Source organism: Mycobacterium sp. 1245499.0 (assembly GCF_001673615.1).
Lineage (GTDB): Bacteria > Actinomycetota > Actinomycetes > Mycobacteriales > Mycobacteriaceae > Mycobacterium > Mycobacterium europaeum_A.
Genome location: NZ_LZMG01000430.1, coordinates 1 through 22,498, shown reverse-complemented (window position 1 = coordinate 22,498; position 22,498 = coordinate 1). Strand labels below are relative to the sequence as shown.

27 protein-coding genes are annotated in these 22,498 nt (G+C 65.8%); 13 read left to right on the top strand and 14 right to left on the bottom strand.

All coding sequences use genetic code 11. From position 1 onward, the window contains the following. Positions 1 to 70: 70 nt before the first annotated feature. Positions 71 to 1,276 carry a cytochrome P450 gene (locus A5646_RS26520; RefSeq protein WP_066880929.1) on the top strand — a complete coding sequence of 402 codons (1,206 nt, stop codon included), beginning with the start codon at positions 71 to 73 and terminating at the stop codon, positions 1,274 to 1,276. Positions 1,277 to 1,286: 10 nt separating this feature from the next. Then, positions 1,287 to 1,487: a ferredoxin gene (locus A5646_RS26515; RefSeq protein ID WP_007777398.1), complete on the top strand. Its 201-nt coding sequence runs from the start codon at positions 1,287 to 1,289 to the stop codon at positions 1,485 to 1,487. Here the strand turns inward: A5646_RS26515 and A5646_RS26510 are convergent, their stop codons facing one another. The 9 genes from A5646_RS26510 to A5646_RS26470 all read right to left on the bottom strand — a co-directional run bounded on the left by A5646_RS26510 (position 1,488) and on the right by A5646_RS26470 (position 9,233). After that, positions 1,488 to 1,772: a DUF1330 domain-containing protein gene (locus A5646_RS26510; RefSeq protein WP_066865814.1), complete on the bottom strand. Its 285-nt coding sequence runs from the start codon at positions 1,770 to 1,772 to the stop codon at positions 1,488 to 1,490. Between the two features lie 30 nt (positions 1,773 to 1,802). Beyond that, on the bottom strand, positions 1,803 to 1,991 hold the full coding sequence (locus A5646_RS26505) for a ferredoxin (protein ID WP_066865812.1): 189 nt from the start codon (positions 1,989 to 1,991) through the stop codon (positions 1,803 to 1,805). After that, positions 1,988 to 3,262 (bottom strand): cytochrome P450, encoded by a 1,275-nt coding sequence (locus A5646_RS26500; RefSeq protein ID WP_067025426.1) that lies wholly within the window; start codon positions 3,260 to 3,262, stop codon positions 1,988 to 1,990. The genes A5646_RS26505 and A5646_RS26500 overlap by 4 nt, the downstream gene beginning before the upstream one ends. A 162-nt stretch (positions 3,263 to 3,424) precedes the next feature. Continuing rightward, complete coding sequence (locus A5646_RS26495) at positions 3,425 to 3,940, bottom strand: hypothetical protein (RefSeq protein WP_066865807.1); 516 nt, start codon at positions 3,938 to 3,940, stop codon at positions 3,425 to 3,427. Further along, complete coding sequence (locus A5646_RS26490; RefSeq protein WP_066865804.1) at positions 3,937 to 4,551, bottom strand: TetR/AcrR family transcriptional regulator; 615 nt, start codon at positions 4,549 to 4,551, stop codon at positions 3,937 to 3,939. Before A5646_RS26490 ends, A5646_RS26495 begins: the two co-directional genes overlap by 4 nt. Positions 4,552 to 4,674: 123 nt before the next feature. Then, a complete protein-coding gene (locus A5646_RS26485; protein WP_066880936.1) occupies positions 4,675 to 5,829 on the bottom strand; it encodes a thiolase family protein in 1,155 nt (384 codons plus the stop codon). Positions 5,830 to 5,833: 4 nt separating this feature from the next. Beyond that, positions 5,834 to 6,667 carry an enoyl-CoA hydratase/isomerase family protein gene (locus tag A5646_RS26480; RefSeq protein ID WP_067025423.1) on the bottom strand — a complete coding sequence of 278 codons (834 nt, stop codon included), beginning with the start codon at positions 6,665 to 6,667 and terminating at the stop codon, positions 5,834 to 5,836. Further along, positions 6,664 to 7,830, bottom strand: a complete 1,167-nt coding sequence (locus tag A5646_RS26475; protein WP_067025420.1) for an acyl-CoA dehydrogenase family protein — start codon at positions 7,828 to 7,830, stop codon at positions 6,664 to 6,666. Before A5646_RS26475 ends, A5646_RS26480 begins: the two co-directional genes overlap by 4 nt. Before the next feature lie 104 nt (positions 7,831 to 7,934). Beyond that, on the bottom strand, positions 7,935 to 9,233 hold the full coding sequence (locus tag A5646_RS26470) for an amidohydrolase family protein (protein ID WP_066865793.1): 1,299 nt from the start codon (positions 9,231 to 9,233) through the stop codon (positions 7,935 to 7,937). Between the two features lie 401 nt (positions 9,234 to 9,634). On the opposite strand from A5646_RS26470, the gene A5646_RS26465 reads away from it, so the two are divergent. The 8 genes from A5646_RS26465 to A5646_RS26430 all read left to right on the top strand — a co-directional run bounded on the left by A5646_RS26465 (position 9,635) and on the right by A5646_RS26430 (position 15,777). Continuing rightward, positions 9,635 to 10,168, top strand: coding sequence for a carboxymuconolactone decarboxylase family protein (locus tag A5646_RS26465; RefSeq protein ID WP_067025417.1), 534 nt, complete (start codon positions 9,635 to 9,637; stop codon positions 10,166 to 10,168). Positions 10,169 to 10,182: 14 nt separating this feature from the next. Further along, positions 10,183 to 11,460, top strand: a complete 1,278-nt coding sequence (locus A5646_RS26460) for an aromatic ring-hydroxylating dioxygenase subunit alpha (protein WP_066865788.1) — start codon at positions 10,183 to 10,185, stop codon at positions 11,458 to 11,460. Continuing rightward, positions 11,444 to 11,767: a hypothetical protein gene (locus A5646_RS26455; protein ID WP_066865785.1), complete on the top strand. Its 324-nt coding sequence runs from the start codon at positions 11,444 to 11,446 to the stop codon at positions 11,765 to 11,767. The genes A5646_RS26460 and A5646_RS26455 overlap by 17 nt, the downstream gene beginning before the upstream one ends. 3 nt (positions 11,768 to 11,770) lie before the next feature. After that, positions 11,771 to 12,991: an amidohydrolase family protein gene (locus A5646_RS26450; RefSeq protein WP_066865782.1), complete on the top strand. Its 1,221-nt coding sequence runs from the start codon at positions 11,771 to 11,773 to the stop codon at positions 12,989 to 12,991. After that, on the top strand, positions 12,969 to 13,439 hold the full coding sequence (locus A5646_RS26445; protein ID WP_066865779.1) for a nuclear transport factor 2 family protein: 471 nt from the start codon (positions 12,969 to 12,971) through the stop codon (positions 13,437 to 13,439). Before A5646_RS26450 ends, A5646_RS26445 begins: the two co-directional genes overlap by 23 nt. A 17-nt stretch (positions 13,440 to 13,456) precedes the next feature. Continuing rightward, positions 13,457 to 14,554: an acyl-CoA dehydrogenase family protein gene (locus tag A5646_RS26440; protein ID WP_067025414.1), complete on the top strand. Its 1,098-nt coding sequence runs from the start codon at positions 13,457 to 13,459 to the stop codon at positions 14,552 to 14,554. Between the two features lie 74 nt (positions 14,555 to 14,628). Continuing rightward, complete coding sequence (locus A5646_RS26435) at positions 14,629 to 15,387, top strand: acyl-CoA dehydrogenase family protein (RefSeq protein WP_231998481.1); 759 nt, start codon at positions 14,629 to 14,631, stop codon at positions 15,385 to 15,387. 120 nt (positions 15,388 to 15,507) lie between these two features. Further along, positions 15,508 to 15,777 (top strand): DUF4190 domain-containing protein, encoded by a 270-nt coding sequence (locus A5646_RS26430; protein ID WP_066865763.1) that lies wholly within the window; start codon positions 15,508 to 15,510, stop codon positions 15,775 to 15,777. Positions 15,778 to 15,785: 8 nt separating this feature from the next. Here the strand turns inward: A5646_RS26430 and A5646_RS26425 are convergent, their stop codons facing one another. Beyond that, on the bottom strand, positions 15,786 to 16,973 hold the full coding sequence (locus tag A5646_RS26425) for an acyl-CoA dehydrogenase family protein (RefSeq protein WP_067025408.1): 1,188 nt from the start codon (positions 16,971 to 16,973) through the stop codon (positions 15,786 to 15,788). A gap of 242 nt (positions 16,974 to 17,215) precedes the next feature. Here A5646_RS26425 and A5646_RS26420 point away from each other — a divergent pair, with 242 nt between their 5' ends. Both A5646_RS26420 and A5646_RS26415 read left to right on the top strand, forming a co-directional pair. Then, the gene (locus A5646_RS26420) at positions 17,216 to 17,866 is read left to right on the top strand and encodes a TetR/AcrR family transcriptional regulator (RefSeq protein ID WP_066865760.1); all 651 of its coding nucleotides are present in this window, start codon (positions 17,216 to 17,218) and stop codon (positions 17,864 to 17,866) included. A 231-nt stretch (positions 17,867 to 18,097) separates the two neighbouring features. Continuing rightward, the gene (locus tag A5646_RS26415) at positions 18,098 to 18,946 is read left to right on the top strand and encodes a mycofactocin-coupled SDR family oxidoreductase (RefSeq protein ID WP_066865757.1); all 849 of its coding nucleotides are present in this window, start codon (positions 18,098 to 18,100) and stop codon (positions 18,944 to 18,946) included. 3 nt (positions 18,947 to 18,949) lie between these two features. Here A5646_RS26415 and A5646_RS26410 read toward each other — a convergent pair whose 3' ends face one another. Both A5646_RS26410 and A5646_RS26405 read right to left on the bottom strand, forming a co-directional pair. Next, positions 18,950 to 19,366 carry a DUF5313 domain-containing protein gene (locus A5646_RS26410; protein WP_066865754.1) on the bottom strand — a complete coding sequence of 139 codons (417 nt, stop codon included), beginning with the start codon at positions 19,364 to 19,366 and terminating at the stop codon, positions 18,950 to 18,952. A 20-nt stretch (positions 19,367 to 19,386) separates the two neighbouring features. After that, positions 19,387 to 19,878: a MarR family winged helix-turn-helix transcriptional regulator gene (locus tag A5646_RS26405; RefSeq protein WP_066865751.1), complete on the bottom strand. Its 492-nt coding sequence runs from the start codon at positions 19,876 to 19,878 to the stop codon at positions 19,387 to 19,389. A gap of 85 nt (positions 19,879 to 19,963) precedes the next feature. Between A5646_RS26405 and A5646_RS26400 the strand changes: the two genes are divergently transcribed. Further along, on the top strand, positions 19,964 to 20,794 hold the full coding sequence (locus A5646_RS26400; RefSeq protein WP_066865748.1) for an SDR family NAD(P)-dependent oxidoreductase: 831 nt from the start codon (positions 19,964 to 19,966) through the stop codon (positions 20,792 to 20,794). Between the two features lie 161 nt (positions 20,795 to 20,955). Here the strand turns inward: A5646_RS26400 and A5646_RS26395 are convergent, their stop codons facing one another. Both A5646_RS26395 and A5646_RS26390 read right to left on the bottom strand, forming a co-directional pair. Then, on the bottom strand, positions 20,956 to 21,771 hold the full coding sequence (locus tag A5646_RS26395) for an SDR family NAD(P)-dependent oxidoreductase (protein WP_067025405.1): 816 nt from the start codon (positions 21,769 to 21,771) through the stop codon (positions 20,956 to 20,958). A 6-nt stretch (positions 21,772 to 21,777) separates the two neighbouring features. Beyond that, positions 21,778 to 22,498, bottom strand: a 721-nt coding sequence (locus A5646_RS26390) for a CoA transferase (RefSeq protein WP_197505300.1), incomplete at its 5' end; no start/stop codon positions are given.

Here is a 22,498-nt window from a genome sequence, read left to right as displayed (position 1 = left end):
ACCGTTAGCGTTACAGTCAGTGACTCCGCTGTAAAGGTTTCAGCCCGACCTCGCCGCTGAGGAGGATGCAGTGACAAAACCGAAGGTCGTCTTCGATCCGTACTCCGAGGACTACTTCAACAATCCGTTCGACATCTATCGACGGATGCGCGAGGAAACGCCACTGTATTACGACGAGCAAGAGGACTTCTACGCCCTGACCCGCCATGAAGACGTCGCGGCCGCGTTCAAGGACTTCGAGACGTACTCGTCAGCGCGCGGCTGCGACCTGGGGATGGTGCGCAAGGGGTTGCCGCCCGAGCAGAAGTCGATCATCTTCATGGATCCACCGGAGCACCGCCACATGCGCAGCCTGCTCAACAAGGCGTTCACACCGCGGGCGATCCAGTCGCAGCGGGAGACGATCATCGAGGTGATCGACAAATACCTGGGAGTGGTCGATCCGGATAACTTCGACGTCGTGCAGGACTTCTCCGGACCGTTCCCGGTCGAGGTCATCACCCGGATGGCCGGGGTCCCTGAGGAATACCGCCAGCAGGTCCGCCACTGGATCGACACCAGCCTGCACCGTGAACCGGGACAGATCGAGGTCAGCGAAGCGGGCATGCAGGCCAACATCGACACGGCGATGTATTACTTCAGCCTGGTCCAAGAGCGGCGCCAGGATCCTCAGGACGACATGATCAGCCGGCTGATCGCCGCCGAAATTCCGGGTGAAGACGGCCAGCTGCGCAAGCTCGACGACATCGAGATCTGCGGGTTCGCAACCCTTCTGGGCGGCGCGGGCGCGGAGACCGTCACCAAGCTGATGGGCAACGCCGCGGTCATCTTCGCCAATCACCCCGACCAGTGGCAGAAGCTGCAGGAGGACCGGGACAAGATCCCCGGGGCGGTCGAGGAGTTACTGCGCTACGAGGGGCCGGTGCAATACAACGTCCGCTACACCCTCAAGGAGGCCCACGTCAGCGGTGGCGTGATCCCGCCGGGCAAACCCGTATTCCTCTGCGGCGCCGCGGCCAACCGCGACCCGGAGGCCTTCACCGACGCCGACACGTTCGATATCGAGCGCGATCACACCGAGGCGCAGCATCTCGGACTCGGGTACGGGATCCACAGCTGCTTGGGCGCCGCGCTGGCCCGCCTGGAAAGCCGGATCGCGCTGGAGCGGTTGCTCGACTTCATGCCGCGCTACGAGGTCGACTTGGCGGGATGCAAACGGGTGACCATGCAAAACGTGGCGGGCTGGAAGAACGTGCCCGTCAAGGTGCTTCGTTAAGGGGGCCACGATGACGAAGAAGATCGAAGTCGATTGGGGACTCTGCGAGAGCAACGGTGTCTGCATGGGCATCAACCCAGACATCTTCGAACTCGGCGACGACGACATGTTGACCGTCCACCAAGAGGAAGTCACCCCGGAGAACGAGGCGGACGTGCGCGAGGCCGTCCGCCAGTGCCCTCGTCAGGCGATCTCCATCGTCGGAGAGTAATCAGATTCCGGAGAGGATGACGGCGTTGCAGTCGGCAGCCTGCTGGCGCAGTTTCGCCGCCTTCTGGTAGCCCTCGGATTCGTACCACGCCCGAGCCGCATCCACCGACTCGAATTCGAGCACCACGGTCTGGTCGCCGTGCCAGTCGCCCTCGATGACTTTGGGCGCGGTGTCCACCGCGAGGATGGTGGCACCGCTCATCGCGGATCCGGCGGCTTGAGCGTATGCCTTCATGCCTTCCGGGTCTTTGATGGCCTCGGTGAGGATGACATACCCTTTGGCCACTCGAATCTCCTTACTCGCCCGTAATTTTGGTTATTTCTCGCTGATCGCCTGCTCGGGACAGCATTGGATCGCCTCCTGAGCGGCGGACTCCAATTCCGCCGGGACATCGGAATCTGTCGCTACGGCGTAACCGTCGTCGGTCAGGCTGAACACGTCGGGGCACAGCGTGAGACACATGCCGTGACCGCGACACCGCTGGTCGTCTACCCAAACCTTCATGCCAGTGTGAACTCCAGGTGCAATTCGGTCAGGCCACGCAGAATGTAGGTCGGAACGTATTGGTAGCGACGGTTATCCGCGGGCCCGTGGACGTCCTCGTTGATCCTGATATCCGTCGTGCGGTCGAGCAGCCGTTCGATCGCCACCCGGGTTTCGGCCCGCGCCAGCGGGGCGCCGGGGCAGCTGTGGATACCACGCCCGAACGAGATGTGCTGGCGCGCGTTCTTGCGCGTCGGATCGAAGGTGGCGGGTTCTTCGAACCGGCGCGGATCACGGTTGGCCGCGGCCTGCACGATCATCACCGTAGTGCCGGCCGGCAGGTCGACGCCACCGACATTGACCGGCCGCCGGTTCATCCGGAAGTCGCCCTTGACCGGGCTCTCGTGGCGCAGCGATTCTTCGATGAAATTCGGGATCAGGCTGCGATCCTTGCGCAGCTGCGCCTGGATATCGGGGCGCTCGCCCAGCGTCTGCAGGGCCGCGCCGAGCAGCCGCACGGTGGTCTCCTGTCCCGCCGAGAACACGTTGCTGGCGACACGAGCCACGTCCTCGACGTCCGGGATCGAACCGTCGGGAAAGGTGGCGGTGGCCAGGCCGGTCAGCACGTCGTCACGCGGCTCGCTCCGGCGGTCGCGGACGTAATCGGAGAACAGGCCGTAGAGGAATTCCAGCGGGCTGTGGGCCAACGATTCCTTGCCGGTGCCCCCGACGCCGCCGCCCGAGTGCTCGCGGATGCCCTTGATGAACTTGTCGCGGTCCTCCATCGGCACGCCCAGCAGGTCGGCGATCACCAGCAGGGTGAACGGGCCCGCGAAGCCCTTGATCCATTCGCCGTGGCCGGGGGCCAGGAAGTCGTCGAGCGCCTGGTCGGCGAGCGCCCACATGGCGTCCTCGTTCTCTTTGAGGCGCTTCGGGGTGATCAGCCGCATCAGCAACGAGCGGTGGTTGGTGTGGGTCGGCGGGTCGAGCGTCGGCAGCTGGTCGCTGAAGGGCAGTTCGTCACGGTGCTGCTCGATCAGCTCGGTGATGTCGTCGCCTTCGATCGGGACCGGGAAGCCGGGGAACGGACCCGTCACCGAGATGCAGGAAGACCACGTCTCGGCGTCGTTGAGGACCGCACACGCCTCGTCCCACCCGGTGATCATCGTGACGTCGTGGTGGCTTTCCCGGGTGACGGGGCAACGCTGACGCAGCGCCTCGTAGTAGGGGTACGGGTTCTCGATGAGCTCGCTGCCGCGAAAGAAGTCCAACTCGGAGAATTCGTTCGCCATCTCCTGCTCCTTGAATCTCGGCTAGTGAGAATGTGCCTCTCGCGGATGAGTATTACATTTTCATACGGGGTGGTGGTCGTCAACGACGGGTCCCCGCCGGGCGTCTCGAGACGCGCGATTCGCCGGCCGCCGACCGTGGCGCGCCGGTCTGATCGCGCCCGACTAGCTGGCGGGAACCAGGTCGGCGGCCACCGAGGGCCACGCCAGTAGCCCGCTGCGGAACGTCTCGACGTGGCCGACGGGGGCGTGCGGTACGGCCGCCGCCGCGAGGGCCTGGGCCTTGAACGTCTGCGCCGCCATGCTCAGCTGGTGTTGCACCAGTCCGACGCTGTCATCGAGTTCCGACGGCCAGTCCTCCCCCCACAGCGTGACCTCCATGGCGCCCTGATCGAGGGCCCGCAGCACGCCTTGGCGAACCCGCGCGTCGCAGCCGAATAGATCCGCCGCGGCCGCCAGGGCCTGGGGGCGGGGCCGCGAATGCACCGATGCCAGCGCCTCTTCGAGGTCGAGCACCTGGGCACCGATGATTTGCAGCGGCCGGTCATCGGGGTGGTCGGCCAGATCCATCAAGAGCACGGTGACGTCCCAACCCGCCATCGACCGGTCAAAGATCCAGCCACCGGCGAACCGCACCACATCGACCGCGGTGGTGGCGACGACGTCGAGCCGGTACCTCATGTCGTCTCGAGCTTCTTCGGGGGCGCGAAGTCCCGCGCCAGTGTCTCGGCGTACTGCTTGAACACCTCGGGCAGCGGTATCGAGGGATCGAGTAACCATGTGGTTTCCATTCCGTGGACGAAGGCGAGGATTTCTACTGCCTTGACGGCGGGGTCTATGTCTTCGCGATACCGGCCATCGGCCTGACCGCGACGGATGAGCTCGGCGACGATGTCGGTGGCGGCCCGGTGCCTGGCCAGCATGCGGTCGTGCAGCGGAGCCTCGGGCAGGATGTTCTCGACGAGCAGCACCGTGAACGTCCCCACCAATTCGGGGGCCCGGTGGAACCGGTCCGCGACCGCGGCGATCTGGTCGAACAGATCCCCGGTCCGGTCGGCGTGGGTGTCGTCGTCGAGGTCGCGGGCATCGAGCACCGCGTGCAGCAGCTGCTCCTTCGATTCGAAGTGATGCAGCAGGCCTGCCGGTGTCACCCCGGCCTCACCGGCGATCTGGGCGAGCGTGGTGCTGCGCCAGCCGTTGCGGGTGAGCAGGCGTTGGGCGACGTCGAGGATCCGCTGCTTGCGGTCCTCCCCCTTGGCGAGAAGCGTGTCGTATCGCCGCGCGACGGGCACCAGGGTCCTCTCTACCGACGTAGCAAAACCAACCTAGTGAACACACAGTAGGTTAGTTTGGCCGCTGTGACAAGGGTCACGTGGTGCGGTTTTTCAGCGCGCCGGGTCCCGCCTCGGCGGCTGTCAGCTCACCAGCTCGACCAGCGTGGCGTTGGCGGTGCCGCCGCCTTCGCACATGGTCTGCAGCCCGTAGCGAATCCCGTTGTCGCGCATGTGGTGGGCCATGCGCGCCATCAACACCGCCCCCGACGCGCCCAGCGGGTGCCCCAGCGCGATCGCCCCGCCCAGCGGGTTCATCCGGGCCGGGTCCACCCCGGTTTCCGCCAGCCATGCCAGCGGAACCGGCGCGAAGGCCTCGTTGACCTCGAAGACACCCACGTCGGCCAGCGCGACGCCGGCCTTGCCCAGCACCTTCTCGGTCGCGGGGATGGGGCCGGTGAGCATCAGCACCGGATCGGCGCCGGTCACAGCGCCCGCCAGGTAGCGCACCATCGGCGTCAAACCGAGCTCGACGGCCAGCTCCGCGGTGGTCACCAGCAGCGCGGCGGCGCCGTCGGAGATCTGCGACGAATTGCCGGCGTGAATCACCCCGTCCTCGGCGAAGGCGGGCTTGAGCGCGCCGAGCTTCTCCACGGTGCTGCCGCGCCGCACGCCCTCGTCGGCGGTGACGACGTTGTTGTCGGCTCCCTCGACGAACACCGGCACCAGCTGCTCGGTGAACGCGCCGCTGTCCTGGGCCGCGGCCGCGCGCTCGTGGGACTCGACGGAGAATTCGTCGAGGCGGGTGCGGGAGAATCCCCATTTCTTGGCGATCAGTTCCGCCGACAGGCCCTGGTTGAAGGAGAAATCGTCATAGCGGGCAAGTACTTTCGGGCCGTAGGGCATACCGGTTGCGCGGGCCGAACCGAGCGGTACGCGGCTCATGACCTCGACCCCGCCGGCCACGACGACATCCTGCTGCCCGGACATCACCGCCTGCACGGCGAAGTCCAGCGCCTGCTGGCTGGACCCACAGGCTCGGTTGACGGTGGTGCCGGGGATGGTCTCGGGCCAGCCGGCGGCCAGAACCGCGTAGCGGCCGATGTTGCTGGACTGATCGCCCACCTGGGACACGCAACCCCAGACCACGTCGTCGATGATCTCGGGACCGATGCCGGTGCGCTCGATGAGTTCGGTCAGGACGACCGCGGACAGGTCGGCGGCATGCATGCCGGACAGGGCGCCGTTGCGCTTCCCCACCGGCGTCCGCACCGCCTCGACGATGACTGTTTCACGCATATCCCTACTCCGATTGCGCCTCGCCCGAATGTGGTTCCCCGCCAGATTTTGCTAGGGCCCACCGACCAGTAAACGATGGCTCCCGCCGTTGCGCGAAAGCGGCGTAGGCCGCCGCCGTGTCCGCGGTCGCGAAGTTGACGCCCTGGGCGCGGGCCTCGCTGGCCAGCGCGTCCCGCAGGGTGCGGTCGGCGCCCTCATTCAGTAGCGCCTTGGTGTGGGCCAGCGCGATCGGCGGGCCGGCCGCCAGCCGGTTGGCGAGATCGTCGACGAACGCGTCGATCTCCGCGGCCGACACCACCCAGGTCACCAGGTTGAGGGCGCATGCTTCCTCGGCATCGATCGTGTCCGCCAGCAACGCGAGCCGCTTGGCCTGTTGCAGCCCAACGATTTTGGGCAACAGCCAGGAGCCGCCGAGGTCGATCGACAGGCCCCGTTTCGAAAAGATCTGGCAGAACGTCGATTCCGGTGTGGCCACCACCAGATCACAGCCCAGCGCGAGGTTCCAGCCGGCGCCGACGGCCACCCCGGTCACCTTGGCGATCGTCGGAATCGACAGCTCGTGCAGCGCCAGCGCCACGTCGGTCAACCGCTGCAACTTGTACTTCGGATGGATGTCCTCGGGAGCCGAGATGTCCGCGCCGGAACAGAAACTGCCGCCGGAGCCGGTGATCACCAGTGCGCGCACGCCGGGATCGTGGCCGGCGGCATCCAGCGCGTCCCGCAGGGCGACCCATAGTTCCGGGTTGATCGCATTCTTGCGACGCGGGCGGTTGAGCGTGAGGGTGCGCACCCCGCCGCGGTCCTCCGACAGCAACACGGGGTCATCGGTCGTGGTCAATAGCTCCTCGGCAACTTCAGGACGTTGGCTCCCAGGAAGTTCAGAATCATCTCCTGGCTGACCGGCGCGATCTTCATCAACCGGGCCTCCCGGAAGTAACGGGTGATGTGGTATTCCTCGGCGTAACCCATGCCGCCGTGGGTTTGCAGCGCCCGGTCGGCGGCGGTGAAGCCGGCGTCGGCGCACAGATACTTTGCCGTATTGGCTTCGCGCCCGCAGGGTTTGCCATTGTCGTAGAGCCAGGTGGCCTTACGCAGCATGAGCTCGGCGGCGTCGAGCCGGGCGAGTGAATCGGCGAGTGGGAACTGCAATCCCTGGTTCATGCCGATGGGTCGGCCGAACACCTCGCGCTCGTTGCCGTATTTCACCGCCTTCTCCAGCGCCACCCGGCCGATGCCGAGCGCCTCGGCCGCGATCAGCATCCGCTCCGGGTTGAGGCCGTCGAGGATGTACTGAAAGCCCTTGCCTTCCTCGCCCACTCGGTCCTCGACCGGCACCTCGAGATTGTCGATGAACAGTTCATTGGAGCTGACGGCGTTGCGGCCCATCTTGCGGATGGGGCGGATGTCGACGCGGCTGCGATCGAGATCGGTGAGGAACAGGGTCATCCCGTCGGTTTTCTTGGTGACCTCGTCGTAGCTCTGCGTCCGGGTGAGCAGCAGAATCTTGTCGGATTCCATCGCCTTGGAGATCCAGACCTTGCGACCGTTGATGATGTAGCGATCACCGTCCCGCTTGGCGAACGTGGTGATCCGCGAAGTGTCAAGTCCGGCACCGGGTTCGGTGACACCGAAGCAGACGTGCACCTCGCCGGTCGCGACGGCGGGCAACGTGCGGGCCTTGAGCTCGTCGGAGCCGTGCACCACGACCGGCTGCATGCCGAAGATAGACAGGTGAATCGAACTGGCCGCGTTCATGGCGCCGCCGGACTTGGCGACCTCCTCGAGCAGGATCGTCGCTTCGGTGATTCCCAGGCCATGCCCGCCGTACTCGGTCGGGATCGTCATGCCCAGCCAGCCGCCCTCGGCGATGGCCTTATAGAACTCGGTCGGAAATTCGTGCGCCTGGTCCTTTTCCATCCAGTATTGGTCGTCGAATTTCCGTGCCAGCTCCGCCACCGACCGACGGATCAGTTCCTGATCTTCGGTCAGCTCAAAGTTCATTCCACCCACTGGTGGTCTCCTCTTCTCAGCGCGAACAGACACAAAAGCACCCGACACGCCGACGATTTAGGTGCTTTTGCGTCTGCTCGGCGACAGTACTGTGCTCAGTCCTTGTTGCCGGTAAGGGCTTTCGCGTTGGCCGCGAAGTCCGCGAACGACGAGCCGCCCCGACCGTCCTTGTCGTGACCCTTGGCCTTGATGGACACATCGTGCCCCTCGGCGGCCTTGCGCAGTGCACCGACGGTCGCCTGTTCGCGCGAAATGTGCGTGAATGGGTCGAACGAGTACCAGCGCATGGCGTTCTCGTGGGTCATCCTGTTGATCTCGTCATCGGGAACGTTGTTGAGGGACAACACATCCCACAGCTCTTCGGGCGCACCCGGCCACATCGAGTCGCTGTGCGGGTAGTCGGCTTCCCAGCAGATGTTGTCGATGCCGATCATGTTGCGCAGCGCCACGCCGACCTTGTCGCTGATGAAGCAGGTCAGGAAGTGGTCGCGGAACACCTCGCTGGGCAGCTTGCCCTTGAAGTCCTGGTGCGTCCAGGCGGAGTGCATCTCGAAGGTGCGGTCCGCGCGCTCGAGGAAGTAGGGGATCCAGCCGGTGCCGCCCTCCGACAGCGCGATCTTGAGGTCGGGGTATTCCTTTATTGGCTTGGACCACAACAGATCGGCGGCGGCCTGCACGATGTTCATCGGCTGCAGCGTGATCATCACGTCCATGGGGGCGTCGGGCGCGGTGATGGCCAACCGTCCCGAGGAACCGATGTGCACGTTCATCACGGTGCCGGTGTCGCACAGCGCCTTCCACAGCGGGGCCCAGTAGTCGTCGTGGAAGCTGGGGTAGCCCATCGCGGCCGGGTTCTCGGTGAAGGTCAAGGCGTGCACGCCCTTTTTGGCGACCCGCCGCACTTCGGCCGCGCACGCCTCGGCATCCCAGATCACCGGGATCGCCATCGGGATGAATCGCGCCGGGTAGGCGCCGCACCACTCTTCGATGTGCCAGTCGTTGTACGCCTGCACCAGTGCGATCGAGAAGTCGTTGTCGTCGGTGGCGAACAGCCTTCCGGCGAAACCGGGGAAGGACGGGAAGCAGATCGACGCCAGGATGCCGCCGGCGTTCATGTCCTTGACGCGCTCGTCGACGTTGTAACAACCGGGCCGGATCTCGTCGAGCCCCGTCGGCTCGATGCCGTACTCCTCCTTGGGCCGCCCGGCCACCGCGTTGAGCGCGACGTTGGGGATGACGGTGTCGCGGAACTTCCACATGTCCGATCCGTCGGCGTTGTGCACGAGCCGGGGCGCATCGTCCTGATACTTCTTCGGCAGGTGGTTCTTGAACATGTCCGGCGGCTCGACGGTGTGGTCGTCGACGCTGATCAGAATCATGTCTTCTTTGTTCATGGCCGTCCCTTTCATCGGATCCACCGGATCGATTAGAGCCTCGGCGAATCGCTGTCCCGTGCCAAGATCACTAAACTGAAAACTATCTTCTCGCCAGGCGAGAATCAACATCCATGGGCTGCTCGGCGCCGCCGCAACCTTCTGACCAGCAGCCGAACGTGCAGGCCCAGCGCCCTTCCACGACGCAGGCATGCCGTGAGGTAGAAACCGGGTTGGCGTGGCGGGACGGGGGCGGGTGGCCGCCCTGTCGACGCGGGCGGCGGCCCGGTCGCGGCGTGCGCCAGGGCGATGGGTTGACCTGTCCTCGAGCGGCACGCCGGCATTGACCGGACGCGCGTTTCGTGCCAGTCTGTTAGTTGCAAATGAGAATATGATTCTCTTTCACCGAGAGGACACTGCCAATGCGCTTGCAGCCGCTGCCCGCCGACCAGTGGGACGAGGCGACCCGGCAGGCCCTCTCGGCGATGCGTGAGGCGGACAGCAACAACGCGCTGTCCACGCTGGCCCATCATCCGGCGCTAGCCAAGGCGTTTCTGCGGTTCAACGTCCACCTCCTGGTGTCGTCCACACTGCCGGCCCGCATCCGCGAACTGGCCATCCTGCGGGTGGCCCATCGCCGGCGGTGCGCCTACGAGTGGTCACACCACGAGCGAATGGCCAAAGAAGAAGGAATCACCGACGACCAGATCGCGGCCTTGAAGCGCGGCGAGGCCGCCGACGCGTTCGACCAGGTTGTGATCACTGGCGTCGACGAGCTCGATGAGAAGTCGGAGCTGTCGGACCAGACCTGGGCGTTACTGGGCGAGCGCCTCGACGACCAGCAACGGATGGACTTCGTCTTCACAGTCGGCTGCTACGCCCTGCTGGCAATGGCCTTCAACAGTTTTGGCATCCAACCCGAACACGCCACCACAGCCGCTAACAACGTCGAATAAGAGGAGTAAGAACGTTGCCGCACTTCCCGAAGCCAGCCGCCGGCAGCTGGACAGAAAACTACCCCGAGTTGGGGACCGCGCCGGTCGACTACACCGACTCGATCGACCCCGCGTTCTTCGAGGCCGAACGTGACGCCGTGTTCAGGAAGACCTGGCTCAACGTCGGCCGCGTCGAGCGCCTGCCCCGCACCGGCAGCTACTTCACCAGGGAACTACCCTCCGCCGGCAAGGGCACGTCGGTGATCATCACCAAGACCAAGGACGGGTCCGTCAAGGCGTACCACAATGTCTGCCGCCACCGCGGAAACAAGTTGGTGTGGAACGACTTTCCCAACGAGGAGACCTCCGGCACCTGCCGGCAGTTCACCTGCAAGTACCACGCCTGGCGCTACAGCCTCGACGGCGATCTGACCTTCGTTCAACAGGAAGAAGAGTTCTTCGACCTCGACAAGAGCAACTTCGGCCTGGCGCCGGTTCGCTGCGAGGTGTGGGAAGGCTTCATCTTCATCAACTTCGACGACAACGCGGCGCCGCTCACCGACTACCTCGGACCGCTGGCCAAGAGCATCGAGGGCTACCCGTTCGGCGAGATGACCGAGACCTACTCCTACCGGGCGGAGGTCGGCAGCAACTGGAAGCTGTTCATCGACGCGTTCGTCGAGTTCTACCACGCGCCGATCCTGCACCAGGGTCAGTACACCAAGGAAGAAGCCGCCAAGATCCAGAAGTTCGGCTACGAGGCCTTGCACTATGAGCTGGCCGGCCCGCACAACCTGCAGTCGACCTGGGGCGGTCAGGCACCTCCCCCGGACATGTCGATGGTCAAGCCGATGGACCAGGTGTTGCGCAGCGGGTTGTTCGGTCCGTGGGACAAGCCGGAGATCATCCAGAACATGGAGCTGCCACCGGGCGTCAACGTGAAGCGGGTGCCGCAGTGGGGCATCGACTCGTGGCTGTTCTACCCGAACTTCATGCTGCTGATCTGGGAGCCGGGCTGGTATTTGACCTACCACTACTGGCCGACCGCGGTGGACAAGCACATCTTCGAGTCGTCGCTGTATTTCGTGCCGCCGCGCAATGCGCGGGAACGCCTGGCCCAGGAGTTGGCCGCCGTGACGTTCAAGGAGTACGCGCTGCAGGACGCCAACACCCTGGAAGCGACCCAGACCATGATCGGCACCCGGGCCGTCAAGGAGTTCCTGCTCTGCGACCAGGAAGTCTTGATCCGACACCTGCACCACACGACCGCCAACTACGTCAAGGAGTACCAGCGCAATGGCGCTACCGTCTGAATTCGCCGCCCTCGAGCCCTTTTTGGAGTGGGACCTGGCCACCGAGCCCGAGCGCTACGCCAAGCGGTTGGCCTCGACGATGGCCCAGATGCAGGAGTTCTACGACGTCGCTTTCCCGATGCTGAACGACGTCATCGCCTACTGCGACAAGTTCCCCTTGGACGACCTGCCGGAGGACGCAAAGACGTTGATGCACATGATGCAGTCGCTCGTCATGGTGTCCTTCCCCATCGAGGCGTGGAAGCAGCCGCGCGTGCCGGACAGCGGCGCGGCGTGGGTTGAAGTGATCCGGGAACCGGTGATCTAGCAGGTGCTGACGCTCAAGGCCGCGGGGCTGCTCGACGTTGACGGCGGCGAGATCATCCGGCCCGGCATCCTGAAGATCCAGGACGACCGGATCGTCGGCGTGGGGGGCGACCCCGAAGGCGAAATCATCGAGCTGGGCGACCAAGTTCTGTTGCCGGGCCTGATGGACATGGAGGTCAACCTCCTGATGGGCGGGCGCGGCGAGACGCCCGGGCTGTCCCAGGTGCAAGACGACCCGCCGACGCGGGTGCTGCGCGCTGTCGGCAACGCCCGGCGCACGCTGCGCGCCGGTTTCACCACCGTGCGCAACCTGGGATTGTTCGTCAAGACCGGCGGCTACCTGCTCGACGTCGCCCTGGCCAAGGCCATCGACGCGGGCTGGATCGAGGGGCCCCGAATCGTCCCCGCCGGCCACGCGATCACGCCCACCGGCGGGCACCTTGACCCGACGATGTTCGCCGCATTCATGCCGGGCGCACTCGAGCTCACGATCGAAGAGGGCATCGCCAACGGGGTCGACGAGATCCGCAAGGCGGTGCGCTACCAGATCAAGCACGGCGCCGAATTGATCAAGGTGTGCGTTTCCGGCGGTGTCATGTCGTTGACCGGTGAGGCTGGGGCGCAACACTACTCGGACGAGGAACTGCGCGCGATCGTCGACGAGGCGCACCGCCGTGGACTGCGTGTCGCCGCCCACACGCACGGCGCGGAAGCCGTCAAGCACGCGGTCGCGTGCGGTATCGACTGCATCGAGCACGGGTTCCTGATGGACGACGAGGCCATCCAGATGCTGGTCGACAACGACAGGTTCCTGGTGACCACCCGCAGGCTCGCCCAGGCGATGGACGTGTCACGCGCCCCGAAAGCCCTGCAGGACAAGGCGGCCGAGATGTTCCCCAAGGCCGAGACCTCGATCAAGGCCGCCTACGAGGCCGGGGTGAAAATCGCGGTCGGCACCGACGCCCCGGCAATCCCGCACGGCAAGAATGCCGACGAGCTTGTCACGCTGGTGGAATGGGGCATGCCGCCGCTGGCGGTGTTGCGGGCCGCCACCATCACCGCGGCCGAGCTGATCAACTCGACCGACCGGGGGCGCCTCGCGGCGGGCCAGCTCGCGGATATCATCGCGGTACCGGGAAACCCGTTGGAAGACATCACGGTTACCCAGCGCGTCAGCTTCGTCATGAAAGGCGGCAAGGTCTATGTCGACGCCCGATCAGCCTAAAAGCGGCCCAACCCGAACTGATGACTTGGTCGAGATCCAGCAGCTGCTCGGCCGCTACGCGGTCACTATCACCCAGGAGGACATCGAAGGTCTGGTCGCCGTCTTCACTCCCGACGGCACCTACAGCGCCTTCGGCGAGACCTACAGCCTGAGCCGATTTCCGGAATTGGTGGCCGCGGCCCCAAAGGGCTTGTTCCTCACCGGAACCGCGGTGGTCGACCTTAATGGGGATGCGGCCACCGGCACCCAACCGCTGTGCTTCATCGACCATGCCACTCACGACATGCGGATCGGTTACTACCGCGACACCTATCTGCGGACCGCTGACGGGTGGCGACTGAAGACGCGCGCCATGACCTTCATCCGCCGCAGCGGGGTGCACGACTCCGGGCGCCCGCACGCCATCGGCCGTCCCGCCGGTGACTCCGCGGCCCAGGCAGCGACTTAAGGAGCCGACCAATCGAAGTGAATGTCGAGCAGTTCCGGACCGACCTGCGCGCGTGGCTCGACGACAACGATCTGACCCCCGAGCCCGACCACTCGCTGCAGGGGCACATGCGGCAGTTCGCCCGGGTCAGCCGCGCGCTCTACGACGCCGATTGGATGCGGTTCGGCTGGCCGGTCGAGGTCGGTGGGCTGGGCGGCCCGGCAGTGCTGCGCGCGATCGTCGGCGAAGAGGTGGTTGGTCGGCGCTTGGCCGAACCCGGCCCCTATTCGATGCTCGAGGTCCTCGCCCCCACGATGATCGATTACGCGCCCGTGGAGCTCGCCAAGGAAATGGTGCCGCGGCTACTCAGCGGGGAAGAGCAATGGTGCCAAGGCTTTTCCGAGCCGGGGTCGGGCAGTGACCTGGCGTCGCTGACCACCCGCGCGACGCAGCAAGGCGATAACTGGATCGTCAACGGACAAAAGGTCTGGACCAGCTTCGCGCAGTTCTCCACCCGGTGCGTCCTGCTCACCCGCACCGCGCCCGGCCACGACGGGATCACCGCGTTCTTCGTCGACCTCGACACCCCCGGCATCACCATCCGCCCGCTGCGCACGATGCACGGCGTCGACGAATTCTGCGAGGTGTACTACGACGACGTGGTGATTCCGGCCAGCCGGATGCTGGGCAAGCCCGGGGACGGCTGGCGACTGGCCATGGACCTGCTGCCCTACGAACGCTCCGCCTGCTTCTGGCAGCGAATCGCCTACCTCTATTCACGTTTCGACGACTTGATCACCGCGGCGTCAGAAAACGGGGACCCGGACGAATCCGCGCTCGGCGGAGCCTATCTGGCTCTTCATACGTTGCGCTGCCGATCGCGTGCCACCCAGCATCGCATGCGCGACGGGGCCCGGCTGGGGCCGGACACCTCCATCGACAAGGTGCTGCTGGCCTCCGCGGAGCAGCGACTCTACGACACCGTCCGCGACGTGTTGCCGGGAACGCTGGAGCTCGAAGACACGCCGTGGCGTTCGGAATATCTGTATTCGCGCGCCGCGACGATCTACGGCGGCACCGCCGAGATCCAGCGCAATATCATCGCCCGCCGGCTACTCGACCTCGGGAAGGAGTGACCGTGACCCCTCCGACGGACATCGAGTCCGATCCCGAATCGCTTCGCCTGCTTGCGGAGTCGTTGCGGACGACGATGACGGCCGCCTCGGGAGCCAAGCTCGACGCGGCGCTGACCGAGCTCGGCTGGCGCGACATGCTCGACGAAATGCCCGACATCGCAATACCTCTGGTGTTCATGCTGCTCGGTGAGACCGGTGCCCACGCACCCGTGCTCAACGACGTGGTGCTGCGCGCGGCGGGCGACGCGCCCGGGGGAACCCTGCCGCTGCCGTTCGCCGGTGGCTCCTGGGTGCTGTGGGAGCGCCGTGACCATGCCGACTCGGCGATCGACGAGCTGTTGCCGATACACCGTGTGCCTCACGATGATTCGTTGCCGCCAGCCGCGCGGTACGCGGGTTGGCGGGCTCTCGGGTGGTGGCTGGTCGGCACCAGCCGCGCCATGCTGTCACTGGCTCGTCAGCACGCTGTCGACCGGGTCCAGTTCGGTCGGCACATCAGTTCGTTCCAGGCGATCCGGCATCGACTGGCCGAGGCGCTGGTCGCGATCGAGGGTGCCGAGGCGACACTGCAGGCCGCCACGGATTGCGACGACCCGCAGGGGCTCGCTTCGCTGCTGGCCAAGGCCGCGGCCGGCCAGGCGGCGCTGATCACCGCGCGTCACTGTCAGCAGGTGCTCGGCGGTATCGGCTTCACCGCCGAACACCCGCTGCACCACCACATCAAGCGGTCGTTGATCCTCGACGGACTGCTGGGTAGTTCGAAAGAACTCACCCGTCAGGCCGGAAAGGCGGTCGTGGCTGCCGGCTCGGCGCCCCGGCTCGCGCAGCTGTAACGCGGCGCGCCCACACCCAGGCGCCGTGCGCGGAGCATGAGATGCTTCGCGGGGGCCACCTGGTGGCTCGGCGTCGGAGCGGACGTCGGCCCCGCCATGAGCCCTAGGAGGTGGGACGCAATGAGTCAGCCGCAAGGACCACAGAACCAGTTCGGGGTCGCCTCGGTGCTCCTGGGCCTGGTCGGACTCATCACCTGCTGGCTGTTGCTCGGGGTGCCCTTCGGCATCGCGGCCGTGGTGACCGGCGACATCGCCCGGCGAAGGGTGGTCCGCGGCCAGGCGAACAACCGCCGAACCGCTCTGGCCGGGATGGTTCTAGGGACGGTTGCGATAGTTGCGGGTCTTGTCGCCATCGGCTACTACGCCCACCTGGACGCCCGAAACCATTGACGCGCAGATCAATTGCGCGGTAACCCGAGCACGCGTTCGGCGATGATGTTGCGCTGAATCTCCGATGTACCACCGGCGATGGTCGCGGCGAAGGTGCGCGCGTACCGGTCGAACCAGCTGCCGTAGTGGCTGTCCAGGTTGAGCGGGGCGAACGGGGCGGTGACTCCGCGCAAGGCCAGTCCCTCGCCGTCCTTGGCGGCCAGCGCGTCCTCACAGGCGCGTTGCATCGCCTCCGAGCCGAGCAACTTGAGCACCGACTGGGCGGGCACGTCCTCTTCGCCACGCGCGGCTTTGGCGAGCGTCGCCGACCCCAGTAGCCGCATCGCGTAGAAATCCATCACCAGCGTCGCGTAGCTGTCCCGCTGCACCGGCCCCAAGGGGCTCGACTCGACGGTCATCGCGTGCAGCATGTCCGCGTAGTCCAGCCACAGCATCGCGCGTTCGTGGCCGAGCGAACCGGTCGCGACGCGCCAGCCGCCGTTGAGCTCCCCCACCAGGTTCTCGGCCGGCACCCGGGCATCGGTGAAGAAGACCTCGTTGAAGTCGACGTCTTCGATGTCACCCATCGAGGCGAACGGCCGCCGAACCACACCGGGGGTGTCGGTGGGGATCAGTAAAGCGCTGATTCCCTTGTGCTTTGGCGCGTCCGGATCGGTGCGCACGAATGTCAGCAACACATCGGCGTGATGGGCGCCCGATGTCCACACCTTCTGCCCGTTGACGATGAAGCAGTCGCCTTGCGAATCGGAGTGGCGCACCGCGCGCGTCTTCAGCGAAGCGAGATCCGATCCCGCGCCGGGCTCGCTCATTCCCAGCGACGCGGTGATCTCCGCGCGCAGGATCGGCACCGCCCACCGTTGCTTCTGTTCGGGCGTGCCGAACGACAACAACGACGCCGCGATGATCCCGACACCCTGGGGATTGAAACTTTGATAGATCCGCCGGCGCGACAACTCTTCGGAGTAGACGTACTGCTGCAGCAGCGTCGCGTTGCGTCCGCCGAACTCCGGCGGGTTGCCGGGTTGTAGCCAGCCGTTGTCGAACAGCAGGCGTTGCCACCGGCGGGCCCACTCCGGAACGTCAGAGCTCGACTGCGGCCGCACCAACGCCTCGGCCTCGGAAGGCAGGTGTGCGTCGAGGAAAGCCACGAACTCGGCTCGGAACGCCTCCACGTCGGCGTCAAACGTCAGCTGCACGGCACTTCCCGGGTTGCTCCTGAGCGTTCCCATACGTCGGTAGATCAAGGTTTCCGCCGACGAAGCGGTTCACTCTTGCGATTACGCTTCCATACACACGTCTAAGAGAATAGTATTCTCGTGGTAAGAAAGTTACAATCTCCGACACGTGATCCGTGAGGGGGTCGAGCGCAGCGATGTCACGGCGTTCTCCGGTAGAGTCCAACCATGTTCTCCCCGCGCGGCAATCACCTGAGTCGGCCGTGACCAATCCAAGCGAAGAGCCGGCCTGGAAGCAGCGTGCGGTCGAGCGGTCGATCAAGACGGCGAAATTGCGTGCGGCGCAGCGCGTTCAGCGCTTCCTCGACGCCGCCCAGGCCATCATCATCGAAAAGGGCAGCACGGACTTTACCGTGCAGGAGGTCGTGGACCGCTCCCGCCAGTCGTTGCGCAGCTTCTACCTGCAATTCGACGGCAAGCACGAGTTGCTGCTGGCGCTGTTCGAGGACGCACTGAGCCGGTCGGCCGACCAGATCCGCGCGGCCACCGAGAACCAGGCCGATCCGCTGGAGCGGCTGCAGGTCGCCGTGCAGCTCCTGTACGAAGCGTCCCGCCCGGACCCGACGGCCAAGCGCCCGCTGTTCACGGACTTTGCTCCTCGACTGCTTGTCACCCACCCGGCCGAGGTCAAGATCGCCCATGCACCGCTGCTCGCGTTGCTGACTGAACTGATGGACGCGGCGCATGATGCCGGCAAGCTGCGCACCACCATCAACCCCAAGCGGGTGGCCGCCATGACCATGCAGACGGTGATGTTCATCGCACAATCGAGCGGTGGGCCCGACGACGCGACGACGCATCCCATCACCGCCGAAGAAGTATGGGATTTCTGCTCACGCGGATTCGTCGCGTAGCACCCGAACGCCCCGCGTTCCCGCATCTCGCCATGAGCAAATAGCGCACGCCGTTTGCCGGTGAGAATGAGATTCTCTAATATCTAGAACCACAAATAGCCGAAACGGATTCGTCATTGACACCCGCGACGGCCGAATGACAGAGTTCAAGGGCGGCAAGACTCGCGGTCCCGAACGCATCGTTCTCCGGCGCAGGCGTGCCGATCGATCAAGTCAGGAGTTGAGGTAGCCATGACCGGACGTGTTGAGGGCAAAGTCGCTTTCGTCACCGGAGCGGCGCGGGGTCAGGGCCGCAGCCACGCGGTGCGGTTGGCCCAGGAGGGCGCCGACATCATCGCCATCGACATCTGCAAGCCGATCCGCGAAGGCGTGCTGGACACCGCGATCCCGGCATCGACACCCGAAGACCTCGCCGAGACCGCCGACCTGGTCAAGGGACACAACCGCAGGATCTTCACGGCCGAAGTCGACGTGCGCGACTATGCCGCACTCAAGGCGGCGGTGGACACCGGCGTCGAGCAACTCGGCCGGCTCGACATCATCGTGGCCAACGCCGGAATCGGCAACGGCGGCGAAACGTTGGACAAGACCAGCGAAGAAGACTGGACCGAGATGATCGACATCAACCTGGCCGGCGTGTGGAAAACCGTGAAAGCCGGTGTGCCGCATCTGATCGCGGGCGGCAACGGCGGTTCGATCATCCTGACCAGCTCGGTCGGCGGGCTCAAGGCCTACCCCCACACCGGCCACTATGTCGCGGCCAAGCACGGCGTCGTCGGGCTGATGCGCGCCTTCGGAGTTGAGCTGGGACAGCACATGATTCGCGTCAACTCCGTGCACCCGACCCACGTCAAGACGCCCATGCTGCACAACGACGGCACCTTCAAGATGTTCCGTCCCGACCTGGAAAACCCGGGTCCCGACGACATGGCGCCGATCTGTCAACTGTTCCACACGCTGCCGATCCCCTGGGTCGAGCCGATCGACATCAGCAACGCGGTGCTGTTCTTCGCCTCGGACGAGGCCCGCTACATCACCGGCGTGACCCTGCCCATCGATGCGGGTAGCTGCCTCAAGTAGCCGCTAGAAGGGGCTGCTGTTGGACTGCCATTCGGCCGATTCGGGTCGCGGCCCGTAGCGGCGGATGTAGTCCTCGTGCATCCGCGCCTGTTTTTGTCGATTGATCACGTCGACCAGGTTCGGATCCAGTCCATGAACGGCCAACCGGTGGCGGCGCCAGACCTTGTTCAGGGCAAGGGTTATCAGCAACGCCCAAATGTAGAGCGGCGCCGTCATCTCCGTGTGCACGTAGAGCGAGGCGGGCAGCAACCAAAACGGGGCAAGGACCAACAGGGGCGGTATGGCCCACCTGATCATGTGCCGGCGGATGGCTCCCTCCCCGGCCAGATCGCGCGCCACCCAGTCACGCATCGAGTCGGGCAGTCGCCGCCCGTAGGCATAGCCGATGCGCTGCCAGAGATTGGGTTTCGCGGCGGTCATGATGGCTCCTCGAGGTGAAGTCAGGATTGCAGTGCGCCGGCTGCCACGGCGGCGGCGTTGATTCGGGTAAGGACCTGATGCAGGTTCTCGAGCTCGGCCAGTTCCACCCCCAGGCGCGCCACCACGGCGGGCGGGATCTCGAGTGCCTTCTCCCGCAACGCGATTCCGCGCTGTGTGAGCGTCACATCGGTGGTGCGTTCGTCGGCCGGATTCTTGGCACGAGTGATCAGCCCCTGCCCCTCCAAGCGCTTGAGCATCGGCGACAGCGTCGCGGAATCCATCTGCAACGCCGCGGCGATCTGCTTGACCGACAACGGAAACCGGTCGGCCCCGGGCGTCTTGCGGTGATCCCACAGCGCCAGCATCACCAGATATTGCGGATGGGTCAGCCCGAGGGGCTCCAGCAGGGGCCGATACACCGCCAACACCGCCCGGTTGGTCGTCGCGAGCGCGAAGCACACCTGGTGTTCCAGGGCGAGCGGATCGATTTCGCGAGCGGTCGCAGCGGCCATAATTATATGGTGCCCTAATAGTTAGCAGGCTATCTACATGACGCCTCTCACACCGCCCACCGCCCGGGTAATACGCTCGGAATCTATGGACGATTTCGAGGGACGCGGGGCGGTAATCACCGGCGGTGCGAGCGGCATCGGGTTGGCCACCGCCACCGAATTCGCCCGGCGGGGCGCCCGCGTGGTGCTGTCTGATGTCGATCAGCCCGCGCTGGAACAGGCGGTGAACCGGCTGCGCGGCGAGGGGTTCGACGCAAACGGCGTGGTCTGCGACGTCCGGCACCTCGAGGAGATGGCGCACCTCGCGGAGGAGTCCTTCCGGTTGCTCGGCCAGGTCGATGTCCTGTTCAGCAATGCCGGCATCGTCGTCGCGGGGCCGATGGCCCAGACGAGCCACGACGACTGGCGCTGGGTGATCGACATCGACCTGTGGGGTTCGATCCATGCCGTCGAGGCGTTCGTGCCGAGGCTGCTCGATCAAGGCAAGGGTGGGCACATCGCATTCACCGCGTCCTTCGCCGGGCTGGTGCCCAACAACGGCCTGGGGACCTACGGCGTTGCCAAGTACGGCGTCGTCGGACTCGCCGAAACGCTCGCCCGCGAGCTCAAGCCCAACGGCATCGGGGTGTCGGTGCTGTGCCCGATGGTGGTGGAGACCAAGCTGGTCTCCAACTCCGAACGGATTCGCGGCGCGGACTATGGGCTGTCTGCATCACCCGAGGGGGCGTTCGGGACACTGCCGACGCAGGACGAGGCGGTCAGCGCGGACGACGTCGCGCGGTTGACGGCCAATGCGATCCTGGCCAACCGCCTCTACGTGCTGCCGCACGGGGCCGCCCGGGATTCGATCCGCCGCCGGTTCGAGCGCATCGACCGGACCTTCGACGAACAGGCCGCCGAGGGCTGGACGCACTAACTCGATGGTGGCGGCCCGCCGCACCCGGCTTCGCCGCACTTGCGACCGCCACTAGCTCGATGGCGGCGGCCCGCCGCACCCGGCTTCGCCGCACTTGCGACCGCCACTAGCTCGATGGTGGCGGCCCGCCGCGCCCGGCTTCGCCGCACTTGCGACCGCCACTAGCTCGATGGCGGCGGCCCCAATCGGTAGTCACCGGTCTGGGGGTCGTGGTACCAGCCGCTGGCAGCGTGGGTGCCGCCGTCGACGTGCAGCGTCTGCCCGGTCAGATAGACGGACATGTCGGAAGCCAGAAACACTGCAGCGGCGGCGATTTCGTCGACATGACCGGGGCGGCCCAGCGGCACGATGTCCGCCATGGCCGCCGCCGCACCGTCGCTGTTGAGCGCCGCCAGGCCCTCGGTGAGCGTGATGTCGGGCGCTATCGCGTTGACCCGGATGCCGTACGGCGCCAACTCCAGGGCCGCGGTCTTGGTGTAGTTGATCACCCCCGCTTTGGCCGCGGCGTAGGCGGCATAGCCCGGTGCGGCTCGGACGCCTTCGATCGACGTCACCGAGATGACGCTGCCGCCAACGCCCGCGGCAACCAGCCGCCGGGCAACTCGCTGGGTGCAGAGCAGCACGTGGCGCAGGTTCGCCTTATACAGTGCGTCCCAGCCGTTTTCGCTGGTGTCCAGCAGGGGCGAGGAGAACACCCCGCCGGCATTGTTCACCAGGATCGTCGGCGTGCCCAGCTCGGCGCTGGTGCGTTCCAGGGCGGCGTCGACCTGGTTGCCGTCTCGGACGTCGGTGAAGATTCCCAGGGCCCCGATGGCTTCGGACGCTTGCGCACAGGTCTGCGGGTCACGCTCCCAGATCGCCACCCGCGCACCGAATGCGGCCATGCCGGCGGCAATCCCGCGACCGATGCCCGCTCCCCCACCGGTCACCACGGCGACGCGGTCGGTGAGCAGGATGTTCGAGGGGTCGATCGTCATCGTCGATCAGCTCCGCGTGTGCATCGCCGGTGCACTGCCGATCACACCGTCGGCTTCCAGCTCGGCGATCTGCGAATCGGACAGGCCCAATCGGGACAGCAGTTCGTGATTGTGTTGCCCCAGCAACGGCGCATGCGCCGTGTGGAACTTGTGGGGACCGGTCGAGAACCTCATCGGCACGGTGCTGAGCCTAGCCGGGCCGTTGACGGGATGGTCGACAACTTCGAAGAAATCCCGGAAGGCCAACTGTTCCAGCTCGGGTTGCCGGTGCGGTTGCATGACCTTGGCCACCGGCACGCCCGCGTCCCACAGGGTTGTGACGATTTCGTCGCGGCTGCGGCGCTCGCACCAGGCGGCGAGCTGGCCGTCGATTCGGTCGTGGTGCAGGCGCCGGCCCGCCTGGGTCGAAAGCGCGGAATCGGTTGCCCAAGAAGGTGACCCGATCGCCCGGGCCAGACTGGCCCACTGCTCGTCGGTGACCACGGCGATGGCGACCCAGCTGTCGAGGCGGCCGAATTCGTCGATGTCGGCGCTCAGATAGAGGTTCTGCGGCGCGGCGGTCGGTCCCCGGTTGCCCGCGCGCGCCAGCAGCGCGCCGTACGCCGAGTACTCGATGACCTGCTCGGCGGCGATGCTGAGCGCGGCATCGACCATCGCCGCTTCGACGAACACGCCCTCGCCCGTGCGGCGCCGGTGCTCGAGCGCCAGCAGTATCGCGTTGAGTGCG